A 25521-nucleotide genomic window follows, 5' to 3' on the forward strand; every position below is an offset into this window, starting at 1 on the left:
AAAAATTTTACCGGGATATGCAGCTGCAGTTAAGGCTGCGGTAGAGCAGGGTGGATATGCATTAACATATTGACACAATTGCATAAATAGCTTTTTGTTTACGCTGATCTACATGGTAATTATAATATAATCGTAAAAAATATAGGGTGAATTCAATAAAATGAGTGCAGGCGACTAATAGATGATGCTTTTTCGGTTAAACCGCTTATCTTTGCAAATGGCTCAATACTTAAAAGAAACCTCGAGAACTTTTAGCGAATTTCTCCTTATACCTGGTCTCACGTCTTTTGATTGCGTACCCGACAATGTATCCTTAAAAACCTCTTTGGTTAAATACAAAAAAGGCGAAAAATCTGCAATAGAACTCAATGTACCTTTTGTTTCTGCAATTATGCAGTCCGTTTCAGACGACCAGATGGCAATTGCCCTGGCAAAAAACGGTGGTGTATCTTTCATCTTCGGATCTCAAACCATAGAGAAACAGGTAGAAATGATTGAAAAGGTTAAACAATATAAATCTGGCTTCGTGATTAGCACAGCTAACCTGATCACCGGGAAAACATTAAAAGATGTTATTGCCCTTAAATCAAAAACCGGACACTCTACTATAGCCATCACTGACAATGGTACTGCTGAAGGGAAACTGGTTGGTTTAATTACCGGCAGGGATTACCGCATCGGTAAAGATTCAATGGATAAAAAAGTCGAAGACTTTATGACCCCGCTTTCTAAACTGGTTACTGCAAAAGTTGGTGTTTCTCTAAGTGAAGCTAATGACATCATCTGGGAGCACAAATTGAACAGTCTGCCAGTGATTGATGAAAATAATCAATTGAAGTATTTTGTTTTCAGAAAAGATTACGATAATCATAAAGACAATCCTTTTGAATTGTCAGACTCACAAAAGAAACTTATCGTTGGCGCTGGTATCAATACAAGGGATTATAAAGAAAGGGTTCCTGCCCTGATCAATGCCGGAGCGGATGTGTTGTGTATTGATTCCTCTGATGGTTACTCTGAGTGGCTGCGTGAAACACTGCAATACATCAAAAAAGAATTTGGTGAAAACATTAAAGTTGGCGCTGGCAACGTAGTGGATAAAGAAGGCTTTTTATTCCTGGTAGCGGCAGGAGCAGACTTTGTTAAAGTTGGTGTAGGCGGTGGTTCTATCTGTATTACCAGGGAAACAAAAGGTATTGGAAGGGGCCAGGCTACTGCCCTGATTGAAATTGCTGAAGCAAGAGACGAGTACTTTAGTGAAACCGGAATTTATATTCCTCTTTGTTCTGATGGAGGAATAGCCCAGGATTATCATATGGCACTGGCATTGGCCATGGGTGCAGATTTTATGATGATGGGCAGGTATTTCGCCCGTTTTGATGAAAGTCCAACCCGTAAATTGCTGGTAAACGGTAATTACATGAAAGAATATTGGGGTGAAGGTTCCAATCGGGCCCGTAATTGGGAACGCTATGATATGGGCGGTTCAACCGGGTTAAAATTTGAAGAAGGTGTAGACAGTTATGTTCCTTATGCAGGAAGTTTAAAAGATAACCTGGCTATCACTGTGGGTAAGATCAAATCAACCATGTGCAGCTGCGGATTCACTACCATTGGTGAGTTTAAACAAAAAGCCAAACTTACGCTGGTCTCTTCAGTGAGCATAGTGGAAGGCGGGGCACATGATGTCATGGTAAAAGAATAATTAACCAGCTAATGATACGAGCCGTACAATGATCATATTGATCATTGTACGGCTTTTTTTATGGCCGGTAGTGATAAATGAAACCTGTTAGTAACAAGTGCCTGCCTTATATTACCTGAAGATTAAGTATGCTGTATAGCCAATAATTATGCTGATTACAGCTACCTAGGCCCATGAAAAATGAAAGGTAGTATCAATATGAAGCTCGGCGTTTTCTCCGCGGATCCAGGCATTTAAGAATCCTAAAAGTTGATTGAACATAATTTTTATCAGTTAATTTATTTAAACATTATATTGTATAACAAAGAGAAGAATCGGGAGCCTGGCTCCCGATTGCTACTTAAAAAAGGATCAAGTGGATAATGAACCTGATCACTTCTTTTACCGATTTGAAGGTACCCTTGAAATGAACATCAAACCCTTTCTTTGTAATGGCTATTTTAACCATATCCAAAAATACAAAACATTTTTTACCCTAAAGTGTTTTGTATCTTATTTTTAAGATATTTTTATTTCTTATTTGTGTTTTATATGTGCTTTTGTTTGAATGTCGACAAACGGATATAAAATCTTTACCCAATCCATTCCATCCAGATCCTGAATGATCAAGTTTTAAATCGCGTATCATACGCTGATAAAGAATAATGACGGCAGTAAACATCATCCAAAGGGGGGGCGGATATTCCGATCGTTGCTTCAATATCTGGTATCCGCTCAGGAAAGGACGAAATGCTGGAAAAGGCTTTGGAACTGGCACTTAAAGATTAAGCTTTCTGTCATTGTATTTAATTTTTCTATATTCGGACAGTTATTAAAATCACGGAATGAACAATTGGTTTAAGCGAAACAGCACTCATTTTTTAGTTGGTATACTCTTTATAGCCATTTGCCTGGTTTACTTTAATCCTGTTTTTAGCGGGAAAACTTTGGGCCAGAATGATGTAACCAGGGCACAATCAACGCAGACAGAAATTAACGCCTATAAAGCAAAAGGTACTACCATACTGTGGACCAATCAGATCCATGGAGGGATGCCTGCCTTTCAGATCTGGGCGCCTTATACGGATAACATCACTACCTGGGTAGTGAAGCTAATCAATTATGTCCTCCCCAACCCAATTGGTACCGTACTGATCTTGTTACTGGGTACTTATCTATTATTTTGCGTTCTCCGGCTCGATCCCTGGCTGGCAGCTACGGGGGCAATTGCCTTTACTTTTTCTTCTTATAACCTGATCCTGGTGGCCGCAGGACATGCCAATCAATTATTTGCGATTGCTTTTTTTGCTCCCGTACTGGCCGGTGTGCTGCTTCTTTTCAGGAAGAGATATATTCCCGGAATGGCTTTAACAGCCTTTTTCCTTGCTATGGAAATTAAAGCGAATCATATTCAGATGACCTATTATCTTTTACTGGCTATACTGATCCTGGTTGGAATTGAATTGTATCATGCTGTTAAAAACAAACTTAGTGGCGATTTTTTCAAAGCAATGGCTTATGCGTCGTTTGCGATTTTAATCGCTGTAGCTGTAAATGCTTCCACTTTATGGAGTACCTATGAATATGCTAAAGAAACCATTCGCGGGCATTCCAATTTAACCCAGGACCCAAAAGAACCTACCAATGGATTAGCCAGGGACTATGCTTATGAATGGAGCCAGGGCGTGGAAGAGTGTATCACTTTTATCATTCCGGATGCTTACGGGGGCAGTACCAGAGGGAGCATTAACAAAGATTCAAACGTGATCAAAGCTTTAACGGGAATGGGCGCCAGTGCAGATCAGGCTGCTTATATTTCAGAAAGCAAGGCGCCGCTCTATTGGGGAGAGAAGCCATTTACTGAAGGATCGTTTTATTTTGGTGCAGTGATCTGCTTCCTGTTTGTCTTTGGGCTTTTTATCGTTAAAACCCGGATGAAATGGTGGCTGGTAGGGGTAATCGTCTTAACATTATTGCTGTCATTTGGGAAAAACTGGCCTTATGTATCTGATCTTTTCTTTGACTATTTTCCATTATATAATAAATTCCGGGCGGTAGAATCTATTCTGGCCGTAGCTGGTTTATGTTTTCCGATCTTAGCCCTGCTGGCCTTAAAGGAGATTGTGGTAAATCCAGATAAAATTGAGTTACTAAATAAAGCTAAGTTCGCCTTTTATATCACTGGCGGAATAACCCTGATTATTGCAGTTACACCTGGCCTGTTATTATCGTTCAGGAGTGAGAATCACCCGGCTTTCATTAATCAGCTCACGCAAACACTTAAAATCGATCTTCCAACAGCAAATTTGATTGGCAGTGCTTTAATTGCCGACCGGACTTCCGCCGCACAATCGGATGCTATACGTTCATTCTTTTTTATAACCTTATCTTTTTTACTGGTCTGGGCTTTTATCAAAAATAAGATCAACATTCAGATCTTATCCTTTGGCTTTTTGTTTCTGGTGTTAATTGATCTTTGGGGCGTAGATAAGCGTTATCTCAATAATGAAAGTTTTACCGCAAAACAGGATAACCTTCCGCCTCAGCCTCGCGATGTGGATTTGTTGATTTTACGGGATAAAGATCCTGATTATAAAGTGCTGGACCTAACAAAAAGTATTACAAGTGATGCGAGTACCCCTTATTTTCATAAATCTATTGGCGGTTATTCTGCCGTAAGGCTAAAACGATTTGATGAATTAATCGAATCACAATTCAGTAAAACAATCAATGTTCCGGTATTGAGCATGCTCAATACCAAATATATCATTACTTCGGATGAGAAGACACAGGCTTTAGCCGTCCAGCAAAATCCAGAAGCCTGTGGTCATGCCTGGCTGGTAAACAAGGTTAAATATGTTGATAATGCAGATCAGGAAATGGATGCTTTAACCGCATTCTCACCCAAAGATCTGGTTATTGTGGACCAAAAATATAAAAGTTTGATCCATCAACAGCAGGATACAGGAAAAGTAAACGGAAAGATCGAATTGATAAGCTACTCACCCGATCAGTTAATTTATCAGAGTAATACGCAGGTAGCTAACATTGCTGTATTTTCAGAAATATACTATAAAAATGGATGGAAAATGCTGATTGATGGTAATGAGAAACCTTATTTCAGGGCAAATTATCTTTTGCGTGCTGCAGAAATTCCAGCTGGTAAACATCAAATCGAGTTTATATTTCACCCTGTTTCGTACTATGCAGGTGAAAAAATCTCTTTAGCCGGATCTATCCTGCTGGTATTAGTTTTAGGGGGTGCAGTATATACCGAAAAAAGGAAAAGTTAATCTTCCCGGCAAATCATTAAAATTCCCTTTCACATCACTTGATACTTATTGATGGATGTAATCGTTAAGATATTCTAGCGTACTTTCAATAGCCTGTGCTACAGAATCTTTGTAAACAACGAAATTTTGTATGCGGGCTGCATCTGAATAACTTTTTTTGGTAAACATCTTGTTTTCTTTGATTTCCTGAAGGTCACGTTTATACTGATTTGCAAATACGTTGGGATGTTTTTTGTAGAGGAAGTTGATAATAGTTGAATACTCCCTGAAAATCTCATTTAGAACCTCCATTTGTTCTTCTTCAAATGTGTCCAAACTTAAAGTTGAGTTCAATATGTTCTTAAGTTTTATCTTCTCTTTATTGTAAACCATATGAGCTAAATTATAAATAATATCTGCTACATCTATAAATGTGATGCTATTTTTACGTTTTATCGGCGTGCAATGCGTTTATTCACCCTTTTTATTCTTTTAATCAAAACTAAAGTGCTCATTTTTAGTTTATAAAAGAGTAACCTTTATCTAATATGCGGTTAAACTTTTATTTACTCCAGTCACTTTAAATGCCAATAGCAACCTAATGTCCGAAAAAAACTCTTTATATCCTCTGCTGTCAAATGAAAATGAACGGCTGGCTGCACTCCATTCTTTTCACATTTTAGACACCGCAGAAGAAAAAGACTTTGATGATCTGACAGCATTGGCATCGGCCATTTGTCAAACACCTATCGCGTTAATAAGTTTGGTTGATCAGGACCGGCAATGGTTTAAATCACATAAAGGGTTGCCTGCTAGTGAAACCTCAAGAGATTTTTCTTTTTGTGCCCATGCCATTACATCTCCCAATGAGCTGCTAATTGTACCCGATGCTTCGCTGGATAACCGGTTTTCAGCCAATCCGCTGGTTACCGGTGATACCAATATTGTTTTTTATGCGGGAGTACCGCTGGTTTCCAGTGAAGGTTTTGCCTTAGGATCACTCTGTATCATTGATCATCAAACCAGGGAACTGACAATTGAGCAAATCAACGCCCTCACCATTCTTGCCAAACAAGTAATGGCTCAATTAGAGTTAAGGAAAAAAACTATTCAGCTCAGCCATGCGAAAGAGCAATTGGAGCTGTCACTGGAAAAACTGGAGTCAGACCATCATGAGCTGGCAGAAACACAGATGAAACTGGAGCAGGCCATCGAAACCGGAAAAATGGGTAGCTGGAGCTTCAATCCTTTAACTTATGAAATCATCTTATCAGATTTTGTAAAAGAAATGTTTGGTTTTCCACTGGAAGGTGAGGTGCGCCTGGATGAAATTATAGAAGCTATAGATCCCGAATATAGAGGGATGCTGCAGGATGTTTTAAAAAATGCGGTTGAAAGTCATCTTCCAAGTGATACCGAATATTCTATCACACAGTGCCATACCAATGAGCGTAAATGGGTAAAAGCTACTGGAAAGATATTTTTTGATAATAGTGGTAATCCTGTTGAATATTCCGGTTTGTTTATGGACATCACTGAACGTAAGCTTGATGAATTACGTAAAAATGATTTTATTGGCATGGTTAGCCACGAACTGAAAACTCCCCTTACTTCTCTGAATGGCTATGTTCAAATATTACATTCCAAAGCTGAAAAAACAGGGAATGCTTTTTTTGTGGGGGCATTGAATAAATCAGCCTTGCAGGTAAAGAAGATGACAACGATGATCAATGGGTTTTTAAACGTTTCAAGGCTCAATTCTGGAAAGATATCGCTTCAAAAACAGTCTTTCAGACTGGATGATCTCATTACAGCTACCCTCGAAGATATTTTAGTCTTACAAAACAGCCATACGATTCTCTTTCTGCCTTCCGAGCCAGTAAGCTTGTTTGCTGATCTGGATAAAATTGGAAATGTGATCTCTAACCTGTTAAGCAATGCCATTAAATATTCGCCTTTAGGCAGCACGATCACTATACACTACCGGGTCTTAAATGACATCATACAGGTAAGTGTGCAGGATAAGGGTTTTGGAATAAAAACAGAAGATATACAGCGTTTATTTGAACGTTACTACCGTGTAGAAAGCAACCAGACCCAATTGATATCCGGCTTTGGCATTGGCCTTTATCTGTGTGCTGAAATTATAGAGATCCATGAGGGTAAAATTTGGGCAGAGAGCGAGATTGGTAGTGGTTCTGTTTTTCATTTTAGCCTTCCAATGTTGGATGAAAGGCTTAATTAGCTTTTACCAACAGTCCGTGTTGCTGGTTCAATTTTAGTTAAGGCCTTACCTGATCGTGATCATAGCTAATGAAAAATTTGCTGCAGGCAACCTATTGCTAAAAAATTCAGTACTAGAAGTACTGTTGCTTAAATCACTACCATGAAAACTCAACCAAAATTAGCAGGCATAGTCCTGATCGCTGCAGCTTTGCTGTTCAGCAGGAATGTAAAAGCCCAAACTACTGCTGCCCATAGTTTCCGTTTTAGCCTTGGCATTGACGCTGCTGATCCCACAGGTAATTTGAGGATCGGTTCTAACTTCGCTTTGGGAGGCAATGGCCGTATACAATATGGTGTTACCGACAGATTTGCACTTACCCTTACCGGTGGTGGCTTTCACTTTTTTAGCAAAGACATTCCCGGAACAAATGTTAAATTTAACAGTTTTGGCGTGATCAGGGTTACAGCAGGTGTGAAGGAATTTTTCACTAAAAACATATATTTCGGTGCGGAAGCTGGGGTAGGCCAGGAGGAAACGGAACATGACGGCGCTGGGAATACCAAATTTCTTTTATCTCCCGCTTTAGGTTATGCCAATAATAGATGGGATTTCGGTGTTCACTATGATCATTACTCTGGTCAGGATGATCCCTATGGCCTGGTAGGTTTGCGTGTTGCTTACTGTTTTGGATTGTAAAACAATTCCATCTTAAGTTTATTGAAAAGAATCCCTGTTTATGCTTTCAGGGAATCTTTTCGATGGACTGACTCAAAAAAACGATCTCTTTTTATCTAAACCTGAATCATTTTATAGCTAATGATGATACCGCTATGGAGCGCAAAATCAAACCAAAACGTAATAAAATCTGGATATGGCTCCCTGGAATTCTGGTCTTTTTATGTGCCATTGCCGTTGCAGGCTGGTATTTTTTAAAAAAAGATCTGGAGAATCCGAATAGCAAAATTGTTAAGCCGCTGCTGATCAAAGAATTGAAAAAACTGATAACCAGGGAAAGTAATGGGCTGTATAGTATAAGTTATTCCAGGTTTGAGCTGGATGTTAAATCGGGCAGTGGTTTGATTACAGGTTTAAAACTCATTCCGGATAGCCTGGTATTTAAACAATTGGAAGATGGGCATAAAGCACCTAACAACGAGTTTAAAATGGGTGTCGACAGCCTGATATTGAAGAAATTCAGGTTTGTCAAAACTAAAAATGGCAGAAAATTCACCATTGGATTTATTGGTATTGTTCATCCTGTTGTTAAAATTATCAATAAGCGCCGTCTTTATAACGATACAGTCAGTAATTCATCTCCGTCTTTACTGAAAAAAATGGCCAAAAACCTGTTAAAAGGGATCAATGTGTCTCACATGGTGATGAAAAATATTACCCTTACCTATTTGAATGAAAATGAACAAGTAGTAAAACGCACGGCCCTTAAAAATCTGACTTTTAGTTTGTCGGGCATTACGGTTGATTCATTAGCGAATATCGGTCGATGCCGTATCAAAACGCCGGATAGTTTATATGATATCAATTTGAACGGTATTCAGCTGTCTTTAAAAACTCATCAGCTGCTGGTTAAATTAACATCCATTATACCGCGTTTAAGTACCAACGCATTTTATAAAACCGTTAACTACGATAAAGACCGTATTCATATGGTATTCAATGATATGAAGATGTCTGGTATAAATATAGACCGTTTTTTAAAAAAACAGGAATTACATATTGGCCAGATCAGTATCGCCAATTCAACAGGAGAGGTCTTTAACAATTATTTCAAACCCAGAAAGATCCCTCCGGTCCGGGAGCATAAATATCCGCACGAAAGATTGCAGGGTTTAGCTTTGGATTTGACCATTGATACCTTGACTATGCATAAAAGTAGTCTCAGTTATCAAATGGCAGCAAAGAAATCGGGGGAAGTAGCTAATTTTTTTATGACCCATGCTGAAAACCGGGTGTATCATATTACCAATAACACAGCAGAAAAAAAGAGAAATCATTATGCCACCGCAGTGATCCATTCGAGGGTAATGGATGCGGCAAACCTGAGTGTATTCTTTAAATTCAATTTAACCGCTAAAAATGGTGCATTCACTTATACGATCTGTGTAGGGAAAATGGACGGCCGTGCACTTAATTCTTTATCTGTTCCTTTGGCGATGACCTCGATAGAATCGGCCAATGTAGAGAAGATGCTGCTGAAGGTGAAAGCCAATGACCGCTCAGCAAAAGGGAATATCGATCTGTACTACACTCATATGAAGATCTCTTTGTTAAAACCCGATCAAAAAGCAGACACGCTGAAAAAGAAGAAAATACTTTCCTTTGTTGCCAATGCGTTGCTGCCCAATGATAACCCTGGTAAAAATGGAAAACTCAGAAAAGGGCCGATTAATGTAACGCGCGATCCGAGAATGTCTTTTTTAGGTTTTATGTATAAGGGAATGCTGGACGGGATGACTTCCTTAATTTCAGGAACAAATCAGCACAAGTCTAAACCTGATAAAAATATTCTGATTAACATTGGGCGTAAAATAGTTAAACCACTGAAAACAATCAGGACTTCTCCCTAATTGGTTCTTTATTTTTAACGATTTAATTTTGAGGGATATAAGGTAAATGACGAATGTTATTGTAAAGAATTAGTATGCTATTGCTAATTTAACAAGTATTAATAATTATATTTGCTAATAATTGTAGTAATTGTATTTGATTTTACTACTTGTGAATTAGATTCAAATAAGATGATCATTACTGTACTTTCTATTATAGATACACAAAGAACAGGTTTGTCCTTATCAAAAATGATGAACCAAAGGCTGGAGCGCCTTGCCCAGGAATTACAAAATGTACATTTAAAACCTCTCAGGGCCGCTTATCCTGGATGTTCTGATCTGGTAGTTTATATCAGTTATACCAGCAGTTACACGATTAAATGGCGAGTGGTAAACGATGTACCAAGAGAAATAGAGCAGGAGGTAGCTAAGTATTGCGGTAAGCTCGGGTATATAGAATGGAAAACGGATACCGTTAATATTTTTAAAAAGTTCTAGTATTGACCTTAGGAGGAAACGAAAATTAAAACTAAAATCACGCTGATCACGTTATAGCTATGTTGTTACCTGAATTGATCAAAATGACCACTCCTATTTTATCTGAGCCAACATTAAAATCTATAGCTACTACTTTTCATCAACACATCCGACTCGCAGTGGTGATGTTTGTATGTGGTCTTTCACCGTTTATAGCCCATGCCGAAGGTTTTAAATTTAAAGTGAAAAACACCTCGAAATCGAATGTAGCCGTGTTTTACCGGATCAGTGAAAAATCGGGCAGTTTTAAATTAAAAGCGTTCCTGAATTTAAAGCCGGGCGAGGAGAAGTTAAAGAGTGTTAGTATAGATAAAGGCGATACGATTGCTTTTTATGGTCAGGACGCGGAAAATCAAACATCGGTGATGGTCAAAAAGACGTTTGATGTATTGAAGCAAAATAGCCGGTCTATCTATTACATTCCCATTATCATACCTGAAAAGCAAACTACCAGTTTCGAATCAATTGAAGGCCTGAGTGTGAAACTGGAACACAATAAGGTGCTTAATTTCCTTCTGAAGATGGATTCCAGCTCCATGAGCAGTCTCTCTTTGCTGGAGAATAACTTCCAGAATATTTATCCTTTGGGCACATTTATCTTTGTAGATACGAAAACAAACCAGTTGCTGCTTCCTCCCTTAGAACCATCATTCTGGAACAGCAGTGAGAACTATTTGTCTATCCAGGATAGTTTATACGCCATGGTAAATACGGATAAGCGGGGGATGGCCAATGCCCAGGTAGGATATTTTGTGGCTAAAATGTTTGATTCCCTGCGGGTGAACAATACGGCTGAACTGGAGTTTAAAGCTAAGCTTTCGTTAGTGCGGTGGAAGCCTACTGCAGAGGCAGATATTTATCAGGTGTTTAATGATAAAGCTGTTCAGGGCTTTTTGCAGAACTGTTATGCCCAGATTAATAATCCTGATCAGGAATATCAGCGTTACAGGTTATATTTTCTTTCTTCCTATGAACGGATAGATGATCTTGAAATTTATGGAAAGCAATATTATAATTTCGGGAACGAAGCCGACCTTTCTTTAAGTACACCTGCTCAGGTGTTCAGTACCAATTTAGGGGTGATGTACACGAAAAATAAAACGCTCAGTAATTACTATTCTGTGCAGGGCGCCGTTTTACGCACCAAGGCTTATGACTTCACTTCTTTGTTGTTCAACAGCTTTAAGAAAAATACAAAAAACAATATCATAGCCAATATCTATGCTAACCAGCATGATCTCACTGCAGCGATCGTAGATGAATATAAAAGTTTGGTAGCTTATAATCCAGATCCTGTACAGTTAAGTCTGCAGGCTTTAGATCCAAAAGATAACAATCCTTCATTAGTACCGATACAGACAACTGTTAATAATTTATCGCCCTATGCGTATATGGCTGCTGATACTTCAAAACAGGCTTCAGCGGTTCAGAATAACTATAAGATTAATACCTACAACAATAAGGTGAAGTTTTACAATTCACATCTAAAACAAGTGAATACACTCTTCAGGCAATTGGAGCAGGCCAATAACGACCTTGTTAAAATATCTCAGACCAATCCGGATAAAGGATTCAGCAGCACAGTAAATTCACCAGGGTTACTGAAAGAAATTGAGGTGAATAGCCAGATTGTCCGTAAAGAATAGGGATACCAATTTAATGTTTTTAATGTTTTTACCGGTAGTAAGTAGCTTTCCGGATTGCCTTCCTTTTCCCTCCGCTAAAAGCCCGCCCGATTTAACTAGCTGAGCAGTGTGGACTTTTAACATACTCATACGGACTCTCTATGGACTCAAACAAAACAAGCACCCTTCCAAAATCAATGACTATATTTTGAAAATCCATTTTCGGTTTCATTATATTTCGTTCATACATAGGTTTGCTTTCGGACGTTGTTCTTTCGGCTAATTTTCGGAGTTGGTTCGGCGATTACCCGAACCAACCCCCTATCAACCCCCTATCAACACCCTACCAACACCCTACCAACCCAAACCGAAGTCAAAATCAAACCAGATCTGTTTATCTTTGCTGAAAATCTGTGTCTCGTCCGAATATAAATATACATTTATGATTGATAATCCTGGATTAGTTATACACCTAGTGTATAAAATCCTAAAGTAACTATACAGGCTTCAAGTATAATCCTGTTTTAGCTTTACACTGTCCTTTACTGACATAAGTTTACATTAAGAAAGTAAATTACTAAATTGGGTTTACAATGAAATTTGTTTTTACTGCCTGTGGTTTACAATGATAAATTTAATTACTGAATAGAGTTTACACCAGGTTAGTTATTTTACTAAAATAGGTTTACACTTGTACTAATACTTGTGATTTTTGGTTTTTTGGGATAGTATTCTCTAGCACATGGGTATTTTCCGGGGCTTCATTATCAGATCGTTCAAAGAGAGTATTTAAAACATATTACGCTGTTTCATCTTGCTGGATAAAAGTGAGAGAGGTGTTGGCCTCAACTCTTACCCTGATATGTTTTGTAAAATATTATTGTCAATTTTAAGATTCATTACATAAAAAGATTTAAAATGTTATATTTACGCATTATTTAGATTAATCGATGCCTCAATTTAACTCAAAGGTACAGCATAAAACTTACGAAAAAGGAGAATTTACTGATGAAAAAGACAGAAGCCTTGCTGATACGCTTGAACTGATCAATACTTTTCCCTGGGATATGGAACGCACACTTACAGCGGTACAGTTGACTGGTCCATCGGTAACTATCCGGGATGAGGATGTTAATTATTTAAAAATAGGGCTGTTTTTTAATGGTAAGTACTGCTTGTATTATTTAGACAACGATAATCATTTATACGAATACCATGCCCAGGAAATGGAAGATGTAAGCCAAATGGTGACCAATTTTTTTAATTCTGCCCTTGATCTTTCCCTGTTCGAAAAACACCTGATTAATATAGGCAATAAGGCACATTTTGAAACCTGCTATTTTGAATACAGGGAAAATCCATGGCGTATTTTAATGCTTAATGTAATGCTGTTGGTTTATGCTGTTCTTTTAACGATTGGAGATGTTGCGTTGTTTTTTAAATATAGTCGATGGCCGGGTGGTTTAGTATTAGGAATTGCATCGGTATTATTCTATTATTTTATCTTCAGGATCTTTTACAATGCCTTTGTTAACCGGGATAATTACCTGCAAATATCAAGAGGGAGCGATGTTTTCTCTTTTGGTTATACCTCCCGCACCGTAAATGTTTATCATAAAACGGAAATAAAGGAAATCAGATCCTATGGAAACAGAGGCCCATCCAAAAATCCTAATCTTATAGAAGCTTTTGAGATAGTCTTCAAAAATGACGAGACCATCCAATTTACCAATATGCTGATCGGCAGTTTTGATTTCCATTCAAAATTTCAGGACAGTATGAGTAATCCTACAATACTTTTTAGCCCCGGAAAAAAAGGGTTCCTGAAAGTATTGTAAGGTTTTAATTTGTATTCATTTTGAGCGAGATGCATGAAATTCAAAGGTGAAGCTAAAACGTAAATTCTTTTTTCGATATTAGGAGGGAAGATCAAACGATAGTTAACATGAAAATAAAACTCATACTCGCCATCATTTTATTGTCTTTTACGTCTTTTAAGCCGTTTGAAACTACATGGACAGCCATTGGCGATTCGATTACTTATCTTAACGATCATTTAAACGAAACAGGGAATAGGGTGAGCAAAGGATATCTGACCAGAACCGTAGAGAAACTGCCAAATATCAAATACATCAATCAGGGTCATAACGGCTGGACTGCCATAAGAATAGCCAGGGAAATTGACAAATTGGGCTTAACAAAAACCGATATTTATTCCGTGCTCCTTGGCACAAATGACTGGTGGGCAGGCTTGCCGCTGGGTACTCTTGATGATTACAAAAACAACACAGGTCTTAACACCGTATGTGGTGCCTATCGTATCATCATCAATAAAATCAAAACTTTAAATCCCGAAGCTAAAATTATCCTTCTTACCCCATTGCAGCGGGGAGATTTCGTTTATGTTGCCGATAGCCACAATAATGCCACCGGATCATACGACGCTAAAAATGGACAACTGCTTTCACAATTTGCAGATGCTGTAAATCAAATAGGCAGTTACGAGCATGTTAAGGTGGTCGACTTGTTTAACAAAAGTGGTATCAATACAGGCAATGTAGTGAAATTCAAAATGCTGAAAGATCCGTTAAGAGGCAATTATAAAAAATATAAGTATCCTGATTATAAGGGTGTCGCTTTTGATCCGGCAACAGATGATTATCCTTATCCTGTTGACGCAATGAATTATACTTACGACGGTTTACATCCTTCCGATAAAGGAAATGAAATAATTGCCAGTCTACTAGCCAAAAAAATCAGGGAAAATTAGATCTTATACGACCTGACTTAGCCAAGCTTCAATGAACTTGCCGGGTCTTTCCTGTAGGTTTGTACGTGTTTTCTGGGTATGCCCGGATAGTGCCTGGGTAGAGCTCGGAATGAGAGCAGTCTCACTACAGTCTCCCTCCAGTATGACTCCAATATATTCCGTAAAAACATTAGAGTCATATTGGAGGGAGATCAGAAGCAATATGGTATCACTCCGGGCTCTACCCAGGCTTAACTAGTGCTCAACCTGTCTTGTCCGTCTATAGTTATACTTTTGTCTTCTCCAGCAATAGCTATACATTTGCTTCTAAAGGAAAATAAATATGAACTTAATGAGAAAGGTTTTGTAACAAGTTTATCCCGCCGGTATCTAAATAAAATATCATCTGTAAGCATTTTTTGGCGATCAAACTAAACTCAATAAAATCTGCTTTAGATAGATTACAAATTATATATTTACATAAGCATATCAAATACAAATGAAACCATAATGATTTACTATAATCAAAATAACATGACAGCTTCATCATGTTTAAAACCGCCAATGGCAGCTGGAAAACAATAAAAACAACAAAATAATACTTCTAAAACAATTATATTCCAATGAAAAAAATAGCGATAATCATAGCTTTTGCCTTTGCAGTCACAGGTTGCAGACAAAGTCCGGAGCAAAATAATGTAAGCATATCCAGTAATACTACTGCTGGCTTTGACGTCAATAAATTGGGTGATCTGGTAAAGACCAGTACTGATCCACAGGTGCTGGAAAAAGCAGTTAATGATCCGAATAACCGTATCAACAACCTCGATCTGGATAAAGATGGTAAGGTTGATTACCTGAAGGTGACTGAGCCTGGTAAAAACGAGTTGCAGGTAGTCGATGATATCAGCAGCAGTCAGTCGGTAACAGTGGCCAGCATTAAAGTTGATCCAACAAATAACAATACTGCTGATCTGAATATCCAGGGTAATCCGAGTTATGCAGGTGATAACAACTATTATCACTCTAGTTTTTCGTTCACTGACTTTCTATTGCTGAGCTACCTGATGCGTCCGCATAGCTACTATATGCCATTGTATCATTATGGCAGTTACCCATCACATTATACGCGTACCAGTGTGGTCACCAATTACAGGCCAACTACCAGTTCGGCAGTAAGTTCTCCACGCAGAAGCAGCTTAAGTTCACCATCTGGCTCACAACGTTCTTTTCACACGCGTGATAATTCGCAGCCTGTGCGCAGCGGAGGTTTTGGAAGCAGCAGTTCATCATCAAGAAGTTCGGGCTTTGGTTCCTCACGCAGGAGTTTTGGTGGCAGCCGTTCAGGGTTTGGAAGACGGAGATAAAAGCAGCAGGTCGCTGGTAAAAACGATTTAATTATTAAACATCATTATACAACTATGAGCATATTTGACAGATTATTCAGAATTGGAAAAGCGGAAGCAAATGCCGCAGTAGATAAATTGGAAGATCCATCTAAAATGGCGGATCAGATATTACGCGAGCTGCGTGCAAATTATCAGCAGGCCATTCAGGGCGAAGCCGAAATTAAGGCGCTTGCCCTGTCGCACCGCGCCAGTGAATTACAGGCCCGCAATAAGGCTGATGAATGGGAGCATAAAACTAACCAGTTACTGGACCGAATAGACAGTAAAGAACTGGACGAGGTTCAGGGAAATGACCTCGCCGCCAAAGCTGCCCAGGCGCATGCCGATGCTGTAAAAGAAGCTGATCAATATGCGGCTATGGCCGAAAAGGAAGAGAGTGCTGTAAATGTGATGGACCTGAAGATCAAACAGATCAAAGATCAGATTGCTCAGACTGAAGAACGTGCAAAAATGATTCAGTCGCGCGCTAAAACTGCCGAGGTATCAGAGAAAATCAATAAAACTTTATCGAATGTGGATACTGATGGTTTGTTGCAGACATTGAACCGCATGGATGAAAAAGCTTCAGCACAGGAATTTCGCGCTGCTGCTTATGCACAGCTTGAAGATTCTACTTTATCAACCGAACAGGAGATCAATAAGGTTTTAAATACTGGCAGTTCATCATCAGCTTTAGATGCAATCAGAGCAAAGAGACAATTACAGCAGGCACCTGCACCTAAATTATTAAACAAAGAGAATGATGCTAACTGAAGACGATAAAAAGACCTATAAAGCCATTATCCTGCTGAATGAACTGGTTAATGGCGACCATAAGTTTCAGACGGTTTCCAATGGAGATGATAAAATCCTGGAGCCTTTGTTTGTTGAGCTAATGTCTAAAGGATATGTTCAGACTTCGGGTATCAACTATGTTATCACGGCTAAGGGGACAGAGGTATTTGATAATTTCATGCAGCGTTATACCGAATACCTGAAGGTTTACGATGTATTTTCATTTGTAGACCTTGAAAAAGGGGAATTTGCTTTTTCCCGGTATTTTGATTTCGATACAGATGATGCCTGGGATAATTTTAAGCAGGATCAGCGTTTTGACGACCTGCGTATTGCTGTTGCACAGTTTAAAAAGGTTAATCCGGCCGAAATTGTGTTCATGAGTTTTATTAATGAGAACAGGTTTGATACAAGCGCTACCGGATGGCAGATGGACCTGGTTTCAAGTAATACCTGGAGCGAGATAGAAGAGATTGTTAAGACCGCTATCCAATCTTCGGATTTAGCCCTGGATGCACTGACAGATATGATCAAACAGGGCTCGGAATTGATGATCAGTCTGTTGGAAGAAGAGGCCAAACAAAAGAAAGAAGATGAACAACAAGGTGGTGGTACTGAGGAAACGCAGGTTTACGAAACTGTTGAATATTATGAACCCTATTATGATCCATGGTATGTTTCGCCAATCTGGCTAGTCCCGTTGATTTTATGGTAAAAAAAATGTAACTCATGATAACGGCTAAATAATTGAACTGGAAGCAGGTAATTATTTAGCCATTTTCTTTTAGAGAATCAAGTTCATTTTGAGCTCTTTTATAGGTGTCATCCACTATAGCAGTAATTGTTTTTTTTATCCTTGCCAGCCCTTCCGGCGAATTAATGTCTATCTGGCAAAACAAACTGTCGTTAGATTTTGCATGCAAAACCATATAATAGATTCCGGCCACCAGTAGTCCGGATACAGCCCTGATATCTACATCCGTTTTCTGAAAAAATGGATCAGCCAGATCAAAAAATACCGAACCCAGCTTTTCCCTTTCTTCTGCTATATCAAACATGATCTTGCTGCGTTCACTAATTTGCCAGAGAACAACTTTTTGCATTTCATCCTCTCTGTGGAAATAATCCAATTGATTGATCAGCAAGGTTTCGAGTATTTCTTTTGTGTCTGAAGTCTTTTTGCTTTCTAATAAAGCACCTGCATTACCTGAAGCGGTTACCCAATAGTCTTTTCCCTTAATGTAGGTTTCAATTAGATTTTCTACTGAATTGAAATAAAAAGTTATTAAACGGCGACTCAGACCTGCAGTCTTTGAAATATTGGTGGCCGTTAAACCGGTATAACCTTTAGTTTTAATGGTTTCGCCTACGGCATCAATCAATTTCTGCATAGAGCGCTCTTTATCATTTGATTCTCCCTGATAACGTTTTTTAATCATTTTACTAAATTAAATATTATCCGTTTACTGCTTCTAATTTTCAATAAATTATCACCAATAAATGCGCTGAGGGATGATTACTCGTTTTTAACAATGTGAAACTTTTGGTTTACATCTGCGAAGGCATTTAAAGCCTTGTCCAGATGTTCACGGGTATGTGTGGCCATAAGACTGGTCCTTATTCTGGCATCCTTTCGGGAAACACCGGGATAAACAATAGCGTTGGCATATACGCCCGCTTTTAGAAGCATTCTGGCAACATCGCCCGTTTTATGCGGGTCGCCGATTTTGATGGGGATAATAGGTGAGGCGGTTAGGCCGATATCAAATTTGAGGTCAAGGAGTCCTTTTTTGTAATAAGCAACATTATCCGCCAGTTGATTACGCCACTCAGGTTCTTCATCAATCAGGTCAATAGCCTTTAACAAACCAGCGGCAGCAGGGGTAGAGGTGGAAGAAAAAACTTGCTGACGCGATTGGAATTTAAGATAATTGGCTACCTCTGGCTTTGAAATTACAAATCCTCCAATATGTCCAAATGCTTTACTTAGCGTACCTGAAATGATATCAATCTTATCCAGCAGATTAAAGGTTTCTATAGCCCCCCGGCCGGTATCACCTAAAACACCAATACCGTGCGCATCATCAACCATTAAGAAACCACCATATTGTTTTGTCAGATCGTAAATATCTTTCATTTTAGCAAGATCACCATCCTGTGAATAAACACCGTCTATAACAACAATACGAGTGAAATATTTTGACTGCGCTTCTGCCAGGGCACGTTCTAAATGGATAAGACTATTGTGCGGGAACCTTTTGACATTGGTTTCCAGTAATCCTTCATATACACTCGCATGTACGGCCATATCTACAATTGCACAGTCCCCTGCTTTAAGCAGGGCTAATAAAGTAGAGCTATTGGCTGTATAACCAGTGGTATAAACGATTGAAGAATCTTTGGGCCGTTTGAAAAAAGTAGAAAGTTTGTCTTCCAGCATCACGTGGTATTCGTGATGGCCGCCTATCAGTGGGGATGCGCCTGCCCCGGTACCATATTTTTGTATCCCTTCGATGGCTGCTGCCTTAACTTTAGGATGCTGTGTGAAATTTAAGTAATCATTTGAAACCAGGCTCACACATTTCTGAGGGGCTTCCTGGAAAGGTGATTTTACCCACATTTCCGGTCCGCAACCATTACTGGTTACAAAACGATAGTTCATGTGCCCCTGACTTTCCATATAATCAGTAAAATCTTTGAAAATTTCGGCGCGTTGAAAAGCATTTAAATCATCGATGGTTTCGAAATCCTTAAATGATGCTTTTTTAAAATCGATGTTGTGTGTTGCAGACATAAGTTGAGAGTTAATGTATTTCAAATATATAAATTATCTACATACAAGTGTATTTTGTAGTTAAATCAGTATAAAATTAATAACCGGGAGAAACCTCGTTTTTGATTGTAATGAAATAGTTACATTTAATATTTTCCCGTATGCGGGAATATTGTGTAGATTTATATAATAATTAACCTCTAATTAAAATTGTATGCATGGTTACAGATCAAAAAATATATTATTAATTGCTGTTTTGTTGCTGCTGATAACAGCGGTAAGCTGTAAGAAAAACGACAATTCAGGAAAAGTAGTAACGATGAATGTAGCGCCTAAATTAGTGATAGGAGGAGCAGCTCCTCCGGCTTCTCCGGATAATCCTGCTGCTGTCTATTACTATAGCATTATTGAAGATTCATCCAATCAAAAGTATACGCTGGCAAAAGGTACTATTCAAGGATTTGATTATGTGGAGGGCTATCAATACAAAATTAAGGTTCAGGTAACACCTATAGCCAAACCGATGGCTGACGGCCCGGCCGAGACTTATACGCTGATCGAGGTGCTATCTAAAACAAAGGTTGAAATCCCATAGCATGCATTAATGTTCAAATCATATCAATTAACCTCTCATTTTTAAATTAACCTCTCACTTATGAAAAAACAACTATTTTATCTATCGGTAATTTTACTCATTGCGATGAGTTCCTGTTCCAAAAAGGATGGAATTAACGGTAAAGATGCTTTACATCCTGTAGATCCTCTTGGAAAAGCTGGTCCGGGGACACTGGTTACGCTAAAGTCGGGAGCTGTAGTGGAAAAAAAAGGTGACAATTATTATTGGGGAGGAGATATATTGTTATCCTCTACACAATTAAAAGCACTGGACGAAACTGGTTCATTTTTCACCAAACAACCTACCTATCTGGGGCCAGATACAACGATTAATCCTGTCTTTAATATCCCGATGAAAAGCGGCCCCAATAATCAGGCTGTTCCCAGAGCATTTAGCCAGTATCCAACGTCCTATAATATGTGGGCAATGGTTAGATTTACCTATGATGCGAACCTGCCAGACTGGTTAAAAACAGAGATTGGCAGTGTATTAACCCAAATACAAAACGAATCCAATGTAAGATTTTATAATGCTACTGGTCAGCCGACGGTAGATCCCACTTATGGATTTGCCTATCCCTATGTCGATTTTTATTATGCTGGTAGTGTGGATGTCAGTGATTCATACGTAGGGCGCCAGGGTGGCATGCAAAAAATCAATCTTGCTGATTTTGTACAGTTTCAACCGGAAGCCATCATACATGAAATATGCCATGCCATTGGTATGTTTCATGAAGCGCAACGTCCGGATAGAGATACTTATGTTACGATCAATACAGCGAACCTGAAACCAAGCGGGGCAGCTCAGTTTTCAAAAATAACTACAAATTATTACGAGCTTGGAACTTATGATTTTAATTCCGTAATGGGCTATTATTCATTTACATCCGGAGTTAATGGTGCTTCAACGGTAGTTTATGATGTTAATCAGCCAATGTATACCAAAAAAGATGGAACTTATATTAATCAGGGTTTTGATTTATCGACTTTAGACAAGTCGTGGATTAATACTTTTTATATACCTTATATTGCCAGATCAGATGTATATTCTGAATTAGCAGCAACAGTTTATAAACCTGATGGTACTGTTATGACAACTCAGGAACGCCTTAGTCTTCAGGCGCAATTAAACAATGGTAATTCCACCCCGCCAAATTGCTGCCGTTTAACAAATACTTTTTAATAGTTGGAAAATTTGGTGATATCAAAAAGTAGCGAAGGAATTCGCTACTTTTTGTCTTTAACTGGCAAAATTATAGAAACTAATACTATAGGTGCGGCAGAATTTATCATTCTAAAATTCATTTTCTTTTTTTTGTTAGTATTATTTAATGTCCATGCAAGTTATTGTCAGAGCCGAAATTTCACACTTGAAGCTGGTGGAGTAGGTGATATCAGTAATTTTCAATGGTCTATTGCCGGAAACTTACAAGGACAATCACCTAATATATTATCAGAACTTACTTTTAAAAAGATTACTTCTCTGGGTGTTTTTTTTAACGGCATTTACAAACCATTAAAACGATTGGAACTAAACGTCTACTATCAGAAAAATGGGATAGTTTCAGGTCAGGGTAACGATGCAGATTATCAGGATGACAATCGTAAGTTTATCACTTATCAGGAACCCTTTACCAGTGACAAAGGACAATTGGAAAATTTCCGAACCGGAGCGGGATTTTATTTCATATCTAAAGCTGATTTTAGTTTGAAAACTGCATTTTATTATGTCTCTTCTGTTCAAAATTTTTATATCCTCAATTCTGATTTCGATAACTTAAATAGCACCTACAAAGCAAAATGGAGGAGTGCTCAGCTTTCCGTGGAAAACAGTTATCATCTGACGCCCAATTTATCTATTCTCGGGACTATATCTTATGGGCTGCTAAAATATAATTCTAAAGCCAATTGGAATTTAATTGAAATTTTTAAGCATCCGATTAGTTTTGAACAGCATGCTAACGGTTACGTATTGGAAGGTAATATCGGTCTGAACTACAAGCTGAATTCATCTTTAAACTTATTATTGAATGGTGATATTGGTTGTAAAAAAACATCTAAAGGGATTGATGACTCATACCTGCAAAACAATAATCAGATAGCCACTCAATTTAATGGATCAAACATTAATTTTTACCAGCTTAGGATAGGTACAAGCCTCTCTTTTTGATCTTGATTTCAACAGCAGAACCATAGATTGGAATAATGCCATAAGGGGAATTCCAATTATCGGTATTTTAAATAATAATCATGCAATTTAAATTGTGCACGAACACGCAAATAATTATTATCTTTAGTATAAATTTATCTCATTTATTTCTAATCGTTTTTATTTGGTAATGCTTTTAGTAAATATTAATGAGTTTAAGGTAGAATGAGCGATTAAATCAAATTTTATTTTCATTTATGGAAGGCAAAAAACTTATTACAATAAAGGAGATTGCGAAGATTTTAAACGTATCACCTTCCACTGTATCCAGGGCACTTAAGGGGCATCCCAGCATAAGTGGTATTACCACGGAAAGGGTACAAAAGATTGCAAAGGAAAATAATTTTGTCCTGAATAAGTCGGCCATTTTTTTTAATCAAAAAAGATCTTATACCCTCGGACTGATCGTACCAAATTTATCAGAACCATTTTTCAGTACAGCCCTTAATGCTATTGAAAAAGTAGCTTCTGCCCAAAATTATAATATCATGATTGGACAATCTCACGATCATGTAGAGACAGAAATGACAGTACTTCAAAAATTCATAGATCATAGGGTAGACGGTATCATTGTTTCTATTTCTAAGCAGCATAAATTTTTCCAGCCTTATACCGATCTCGAAAAGCTGAATATTCCCGTCGTTTTCTTTGATTGTGTTCCGGAAGATAAATATCTTCATTACGTAGCTTCAAACTTACATACAGGTCTTTTAAAAGGGATCAATGCATTGGTTGCGCAGCGTCACTTCAAAATTGCGTTGATCAACGGCCCTGTTAATCTGTCTGCAACGCGGCAAAGACTAATTGGCTATATCAAAGGACTGAACGAGCATCATATCCCAGTAAGATCAGATTTGATGAAAACTACAGACCTGAGTCCGGCTGGAAACATAGCTGCAATGAATAGTTTGATTGAGTTAAGCGATCCTCCATCTGCCATCATTGTATTCAATGATAATGTTTTACTGGATTGTTTTTCACTGATCAAATCCAAAGGCCTGGTTGATCAATTTAAGTTTATCAGTTTTGCAAACCAGCCAGACTGGAAATACTATGATCATAAGCCCTTTGGATCTATCGAGCAGTTTCCTGCTGAACAGGGAAAAATAGCTGCTGAAGTGCTAATGAAATTAATCAATGGAGAACTGCATCACTTACAATCAGACCATAAATATTATCAGTTTAACCTTGATTCAGAAATAATCTATTTAAATGACTGAATGTAAGTAAATTGAACAACCGTTTGCATAAGATAAAACAATCGTTTGCGTAACACTTTTTTCTGTGTTTTTAAGAAAGACGTTTTCATCGGCCTATTTAAAATTGGAATTTAGTTTAATAACTTAAACAATTTACTATGAAAAAATTCTTTATTATTCCATTACTCTTTGTGGTGCTCTGTGGTTGTGAAAAATCAGCTGTCAACCCTGAGCAGGATAATCTGTCAAAGTTGGCTGGTAAAAAGACTATTGCCATAACAGGTCTCAATTATTATGTAAATACGCAGACCGGAAATGATGCCAACGCGGGCACAGTAGCAACAAGTCCTTTAAAAACAATTCAGGCTGGTTTGAATAAGACTGCTGAAGGAGTAGCAGCAACTGTATGGGTAGCGGGTGGTACCTATAACGAAAGACTCAACTGGCCACATTCCGGAGCTTCGGGCGCACCGATCACGTTAACCAATTATGATTCAGGAGTAGTGATTGTAGATGGCAGCACTACCACTGCATCAACTCAAAATTCTTTGATCACTGTAACCAGCAAAAGTTACCTCAGGATCAATAACATCAGATTTACCAATAATATCAGGGCAGGAGCATTTGGGATTTACATCGTAGGAAGTGGTACTGATGTGCAGGTTACTTCTTGTAAAGTATATAATGTAGGCTGGACAACCAGTCCTACGACTATTCCTACCTCTACTGATAATGCTAATCCGTTAACGGTAGTAGGAACAGGCGCTACTTCTTACAGCCAGGTTTACATTGGAAGCAATGAGATATATAACTGTAATACAGGGTACAGCGAGGGGCTCACCTTATCTGGAAACGTAGAGAATTTCCTCATTGAAAGTAATACTGTACATGATATACCTAACATCGGTATTGATATGACCGGTCATTACAGCTGGACGGGTGCACCGGCTGCGGTCAATTACGCCAGGTCAGGCAATGTAAAACATAACACTGTTTATAATTGTGTCTCGCAGGTAGCTACCTCTGGCGGGATTTATGTTGACGGTGGTGCTAATATCAACATAGAAGGCAATACATCTTATGCGAATGGTGCAGGAATCACTGTGGGATGTGAGAACAATAATTTTAATGCAGACAATATCAACGTTAGGGATAACCTGATTTATAATAACAAAGGAGGTGGTATTTTAATTGGTTCTAACCAGCCTGCAGGAAAGGTGACCAATTCTACGGTATCAAATAATACCTTCTTTCAGAATTTTTCTGATGGAGGATATGGAGGTGAGATTTTAATTCAGAATACTGATCACCTGAGTTTCATTAACAATATCATTCAGTCCAGAAATGATATGGAGGTGATTGCCTTACTCAATTATACTTCAACCAACCTGACCATGAATTATAACAATTATTACTCTGCATCCGGATCCGCAAGTACTGTTAGCTTTGATTGGGGAGGTATTAACGGTCAGTGGTATGGCTCTTTAGCTGCATTTACCGCTGCTACAGGGCTTGAAGCAAATTCAACTTATGCTCTGCCTGGTTTTACCAGCCCGAGTCTGCCAACGCCAAATCTGCATCTGTTAAGCACTGCTACAGCTTGTATCAACAAAGGGCTTCCAGGTTTTACGGCTGCGACAGATGAATTGGATATTGATAGTCAAACAAGAGTTCAGCATAGCAGGGTGGATATAGGAGCGGATGAAACTTCGTATTAATAAAAAATAGGTTACTGCTTTACCTGGAGCAGCCTATTTTATTATCATTCGTTCATGCGGATAAGCGGATAATAAGAGATAGCAGTGATTGATCTTTGTCGTTAATACAGGGATATCTTTTTTCACCTAAACCATATTGGGTTTTACAACGGTAAAGAGTTAT

At 38.4% G+C, this 25521-nt stretch carries 20 protein-coding genes; 17 read left to right on the top strand and 3 right to left on the bottom strand.

All coding sequences use genetic code 11. The features are described 5' to 3' along the window. Positions 1-217 precede the first annotated feature (217 nt). Both GSQ84_RS21005 and GSQ84_RS21010 read left to right on the top strand, forming a co-directional pair. Positions 218-1705: an IMP dehydrogenase gene (locus GSQ84_RS21005; RefSeq protein ID WP_158799297.1), complete on the top strand. Its 1488-nt coding sequence runs from the start codon at positions 218-220 to the stop codon at positions 1703-1705. Between the two features lie 824 nt (positions 1706-2529). After that, entirely contained in the window at positions 2530-4977 is a 2448-nt protein-coding gene (locus tag GSQ84_RS21010) for a YfhO family protein (protein WP_158799298.1), read from the top strand. A gap of 45 nt (positions 4978-5022) precedes the next feature. On the opposite strand, the gene GSQ84_RS21015 is transcribed toward GSQ84_RS21010, so the two are convergent. Beyond that, the gene (locus GSQ84_RS21015; protein WP_158799299.1) at positions 5023-5349 is read right to left on the bottom strand and encodes a hypothetical protein; all 327 of its coding nucleotides are present in this window, start codon (positions 5347-5349) and stop codon (positions 5023-5025) included. 208 nt (positions 5350-5557) lie between these two features. Between GSQ84_RS21015 and GSQ84_RS21020 the strand changes: the two genes are divergently transcribed. From GSQ84_RS21020 to GSQ84_RS21065, 10 genes are all read left to right on the top strand, one after another. Next, complete coding sequence (locus tag GSQ84_RS21020; protein ID WP_158799300.1) at positions 5558-7201, top strand: ATP-binding protein; 1644 nt, start codon at positions 5558-5560, stop codon at positions 7199-7201. A 141-nt stretch (positions 7202-7342) separates the two neighbouring features. Then, complete coding sequence (locus GSQ84_RS21025) at positions 7343-7879, top strand: hypothetical protein (RefSeq protein WP_158799301.1); 537 nt, start codon at positions 7343-7345, stop codon at positions 7877-7879. A gap of 134 nt (positions 7880-8013) precedes the next feature. Beyond that, complete coding sequence (locus tag GSQ84_RS21030) at positions 8014-9768, top strand: hypothetical protein (RefSeq protein ID WP_158799302.1); 1755 nt, start codon at positions 8014-8016, stop codon at positions 9766-9768. A gap of 171 nt (positions 9769-9939) precedes the next feature. Continuing rightward, positions 9940-10248 carry a hypothetical protein gene (locus tag GSQ84_RS21035; protein ID WP_158799395.1) on the top strand — a complete coding sequence of 103 codons (309 nt, stop codon included), beginning with the start codon at positions 9940-9942 and terminating at the stop codon, positions 10246-10248. Positions 10249-10331: 83 nt separating this feature from the next. Then, complete coding sequence (locus GSQ84_RS21040; protein WP_158799303.1) at positions 10332-11933, top strand: hypothetical protein; 1602 nt, start codon at positions 10332-10334, stop codon at positions 11931-11933. A 929-nt stretch (positions 11934-12862) separates the two neighbouring features. Beyond that, a complete protein-coding gene (locus GSQ84_RS21045; protein WP_158799304.1) occupies positions 12863-13750 on the top strand; it encodes a hypothetical protein in 888 nt (295 codons plus the stop codon). A gap of 107 nt (positions 13751-13857) precedes the next feature. Continuing rightward, the gene (locus GSQ84_RS21050) at positions 13858-14682 is read left to right on the top strand and encodes an SGNH/GDSL hydrolase family protein (protein WP_158799305.1); all 825 of its coding nucleotides are present in this window, start codon (positions 13858-13860) and stop codon (positions 14680-14682) included. 602 nt (positions 14683-15284) lie between these two features. Further along, on the top strand, positions 15285-16028 hold the full coding sequence (locus GSQ84_RS21055; RefSeq protein ID WP_158799306.1) for a hypothetical protein: 744 nt from the start codon (positions 15285-15287) through the stop codon (positions 16026-16028). A gap of 54 nt (positions 16029-16082) precedes the next feature. Further along, the gene (locus GSQ84_RS21060; RefSeq protein ID WP_158799307.1) at positions 16083-16823 is read left to right on the top strand and encodes a PspA/IM30 family protein; all 741 of its coding nucleotides are present in this window, start codon (positions 16083-16085) and stop codon (positions 16821-16823) included. Further along, positions 16810-17559, top strand: a complete 750-nt coding sequence (locus GSQ84_RS21065) for a hypothetical protein (protein WP_158799308.1) — start codon at positions 16810-16812, stop codon at positions 17557-17559. Before GSQ84_RS21060 ends, GSQ84_RS21065 begins: the two co-directional genes overlap by 14 nt. A 55-nt stretch (positions 17560-17614) precedes the next feature. On the opposite strand, the gene GSQ84_RS21070 is transcribed toward GSQ84_RS21065, so the two are convergent. Continuing rightward, on the bottom strand, positions 17615-18283 hold the full coding sequence (locus GSQ84_RS21070) for a TetR/AcrR family transcriptional regulator (RefSeq protein ID WP_158799309.1): 669 nt from the start codon (positions 18281-18283) through the stop codon (positions 17615-17617). Positions 18284-18360: 77 nt separating this feature from the next. After that, positions 18361-19638 carry an aminotransferase class I/II-fold pyridoxal phosphate-dependent enzyme gene (locus tag GSQ84_RS21075; protein WP_158799310.1) on the bottom strand — a complete coding sequence of 426 codons (1278 nt, stop codon included), beginning with the start codon at positions 19636-19638 and terminating at the stop codon, positions 18361-18363. 193 nt (positions 19639-19831) lie between these two features. Between GSQ84_RS21075 and GSQ84_RS21080 the strand changes: the two genes are divergently transcribed. The 5 genes from GSQ84_RS21080 to GSQ84_RS21100 all read left to right on the top strand — a co-directional run bounded on the left by GSQ84_RS21080 (position 19832) and on the right by GSQ84_RS21100 (position 25358). Further along, positions 19832-20212, top strand: a complete 381-nt coding sequence (locus tag GSQ84_RS21080; protein WP_158799311.1) for a DUF4377 domain-containing protein — start codon at positions 19832-19834, stop codon at positions 20210-20212. Between the two features lie 60 nt (positions 20213-20272). Further along, a complete protein-coding gene (locus tag GSQ84_RS21085) occupies positions 20273-21415 on the top strand; it encodes a M12 family metallopeptidase (protein ID WP_158799312.1) in 1143 nt (380 codons plus the stop codon). A 132-nt stretch (positions 21416-21547) separates the two neighbouring features. Continuing rightward, on the top strand, positions 21548-22402 hold the full coding sequence (locus tag GSQ84_RS21090; RefSeq protein WP_158799313.1) for a hypothetical protein: 855 nt from the start codon (positions 21548-21550) through the stop codon (positions 22400-22402). Between the two features lie 221 nt (positions 22403-22623). Further along, positions 22624-23661 (top strand): LacI family DNA-binding transcriptional regulator, encoded by a 1038-nt coding sequence (locus GSQ84_RS21095; protein ID WP_256377538.1) that lies wholly within the window; start codon positions 22624-22626, stop codon positions 23659-23661. Positions 23662-23798: 137 nt separating this feature from the next. Continuing rightward, on the top strand, positions 23799-25358 hold the full coding sequence (locus tag GSQ84_RS21100) for a right-handed parallel beta-helix repeat-containing protein (protein ID WP_158799315.1): 1560 nt from the start codon (positions 23799-23801) through the stop codon (positions 25356-25358). Positions 25359-25521 lie beyond the last annotated feature (163 nt).

It is taken from the genome of Pedobacter sp. L105 (assembly GCF_009765875.1).
Taxonomy (GTDB): domain Bacteria; phylum Bacteroidota; class Bacteroidia; order Sphingobacteriales; family Sphingobacteriaceae; genus Pedobacter.

Bases quoted from the DNA above. Each gene is read 5' to 3' on its own strand.
- GSQ84_RS21015 (WP_158799299.1), bottom strand. From the start codon at position 5,349: ATGGTTTACAATAAAGAGAAGATAAAACTTAAGAACATATTGAACTCA.
- GSQ84_RS21075 (WP_158799310.1), bottom strand. From the start codon at position 19,638: ATGTCTGCAACACACAACATCGATTTTAAAAAAGCATCATTTAAGGAT.
- GSQ84_RS21085 (WP_158799312.1), top strand. From the start codon at position 20,273: ATGAAAAAACAACTATTTTATCTATCGGTAATTTTACTCATTGCGATG.
- GSQ84_RS21005 (WP_158799297.1), top strand. From the start codon at position 218: ATGGCTCAATACTTAAAAGAAACCTCGAGAACTTTTAGCGAATTTCTC.
- GSQ84_RS21050 (WP_158799305.1), top strand. From the start codon at position 13,858: ATGAAAATAAAACTCATACTCGCCATCATTTTATTGTCTTTTACGTCT.
- GSQ84_RS21035 (WP_158799395.1), top strand. From the start codon at position 9,940: ATGATCATTACTGTACTTTCTATTATAGATACACAAAGAACAGGTTTG.
- GSQ84_RS21065 (WP_158799308.1), top strand. From the start codon at position 16,810: ATGATGCTAACTGAAGACGATAAAAAGACCTATAAAGCCATTATCCTG.
- GSQ84_RS21060 (WP_158799307.1), top strand. From the start codon at position 16,083: ATGAGCATATTTGACAGATTATTCAGAATTGGAAAAGCGGAAGCAAAT.
- GSQ84_RS21070 (WP_158799309.1), bottom strand. From the start codon at position 18,283: ATGATTAAAAAACGTTATCAGGGAGAATCAAATGATAAAGAGCGCTCT.
- GSQ84_RS21025 (WP_158799301.1), top strand. From the start codon at position 7,343: ATGAAAACTCAACCAAAATTAGCAGGCATAGTCCTGATCGCTGCAGCT.
- GSQ84_RS21080 (WP_158799311.1), top strand. From the start codon at position 19,832: ATGCATGGTTACAGATCAAAAAATATATTATTAATTGCTGTTTTGTTG.
- GSQ84_RS21030 (WP_158799302.1), top strand. From the start codon at position 8,014: ATGGAGCGCAAAATCAAACCAAAACGTAATAAAATCTGGATATGGCTC.
- GSQ84_RS21040 (WP_158799303.1), top strand. From the start codon at position 10,332: ATGACCACTCCTATTTTATCTGAGCCAACATTAAAATCTATAGCTACT.
- GSQ84_RS21010 (WP_158799298.1), top strand. From the start codon at position 2,530: ATGAACAATTGGTTTAAGCGAAACAGCACTCATTTTTTAGTTGGTATA.
- GSQ84_RS21100 (WP_158799315.1), top strand. From the start codon at position 23,799: ATGAAAAAATTCTTTATTATTCCATTACTCTTTGTGGTGCTCTGTGGT.
- GSQ84_RS21055 (WP_158799306.1), top strand. From the start codon at position 15,285: ATGAAAAAAATAGCGATAATCATAGCTTTTGCCTTTGCAGTCACAGGT.
- GSQ84_RS21020 (WP_158799300.1), top strand. From the start codon at position 5,558: ATGTCCGAAAAAAACTCTTTATATCCTCTGCTGTCAAATGAAAATGAA.
- GSQ84_RS21045 (WP_158799304.1), top strand. From the start codon at position 12,863: ATGCCTCAATTTAACTCAAAGGTACAGCATAAAACTTACGAAAAAGGA.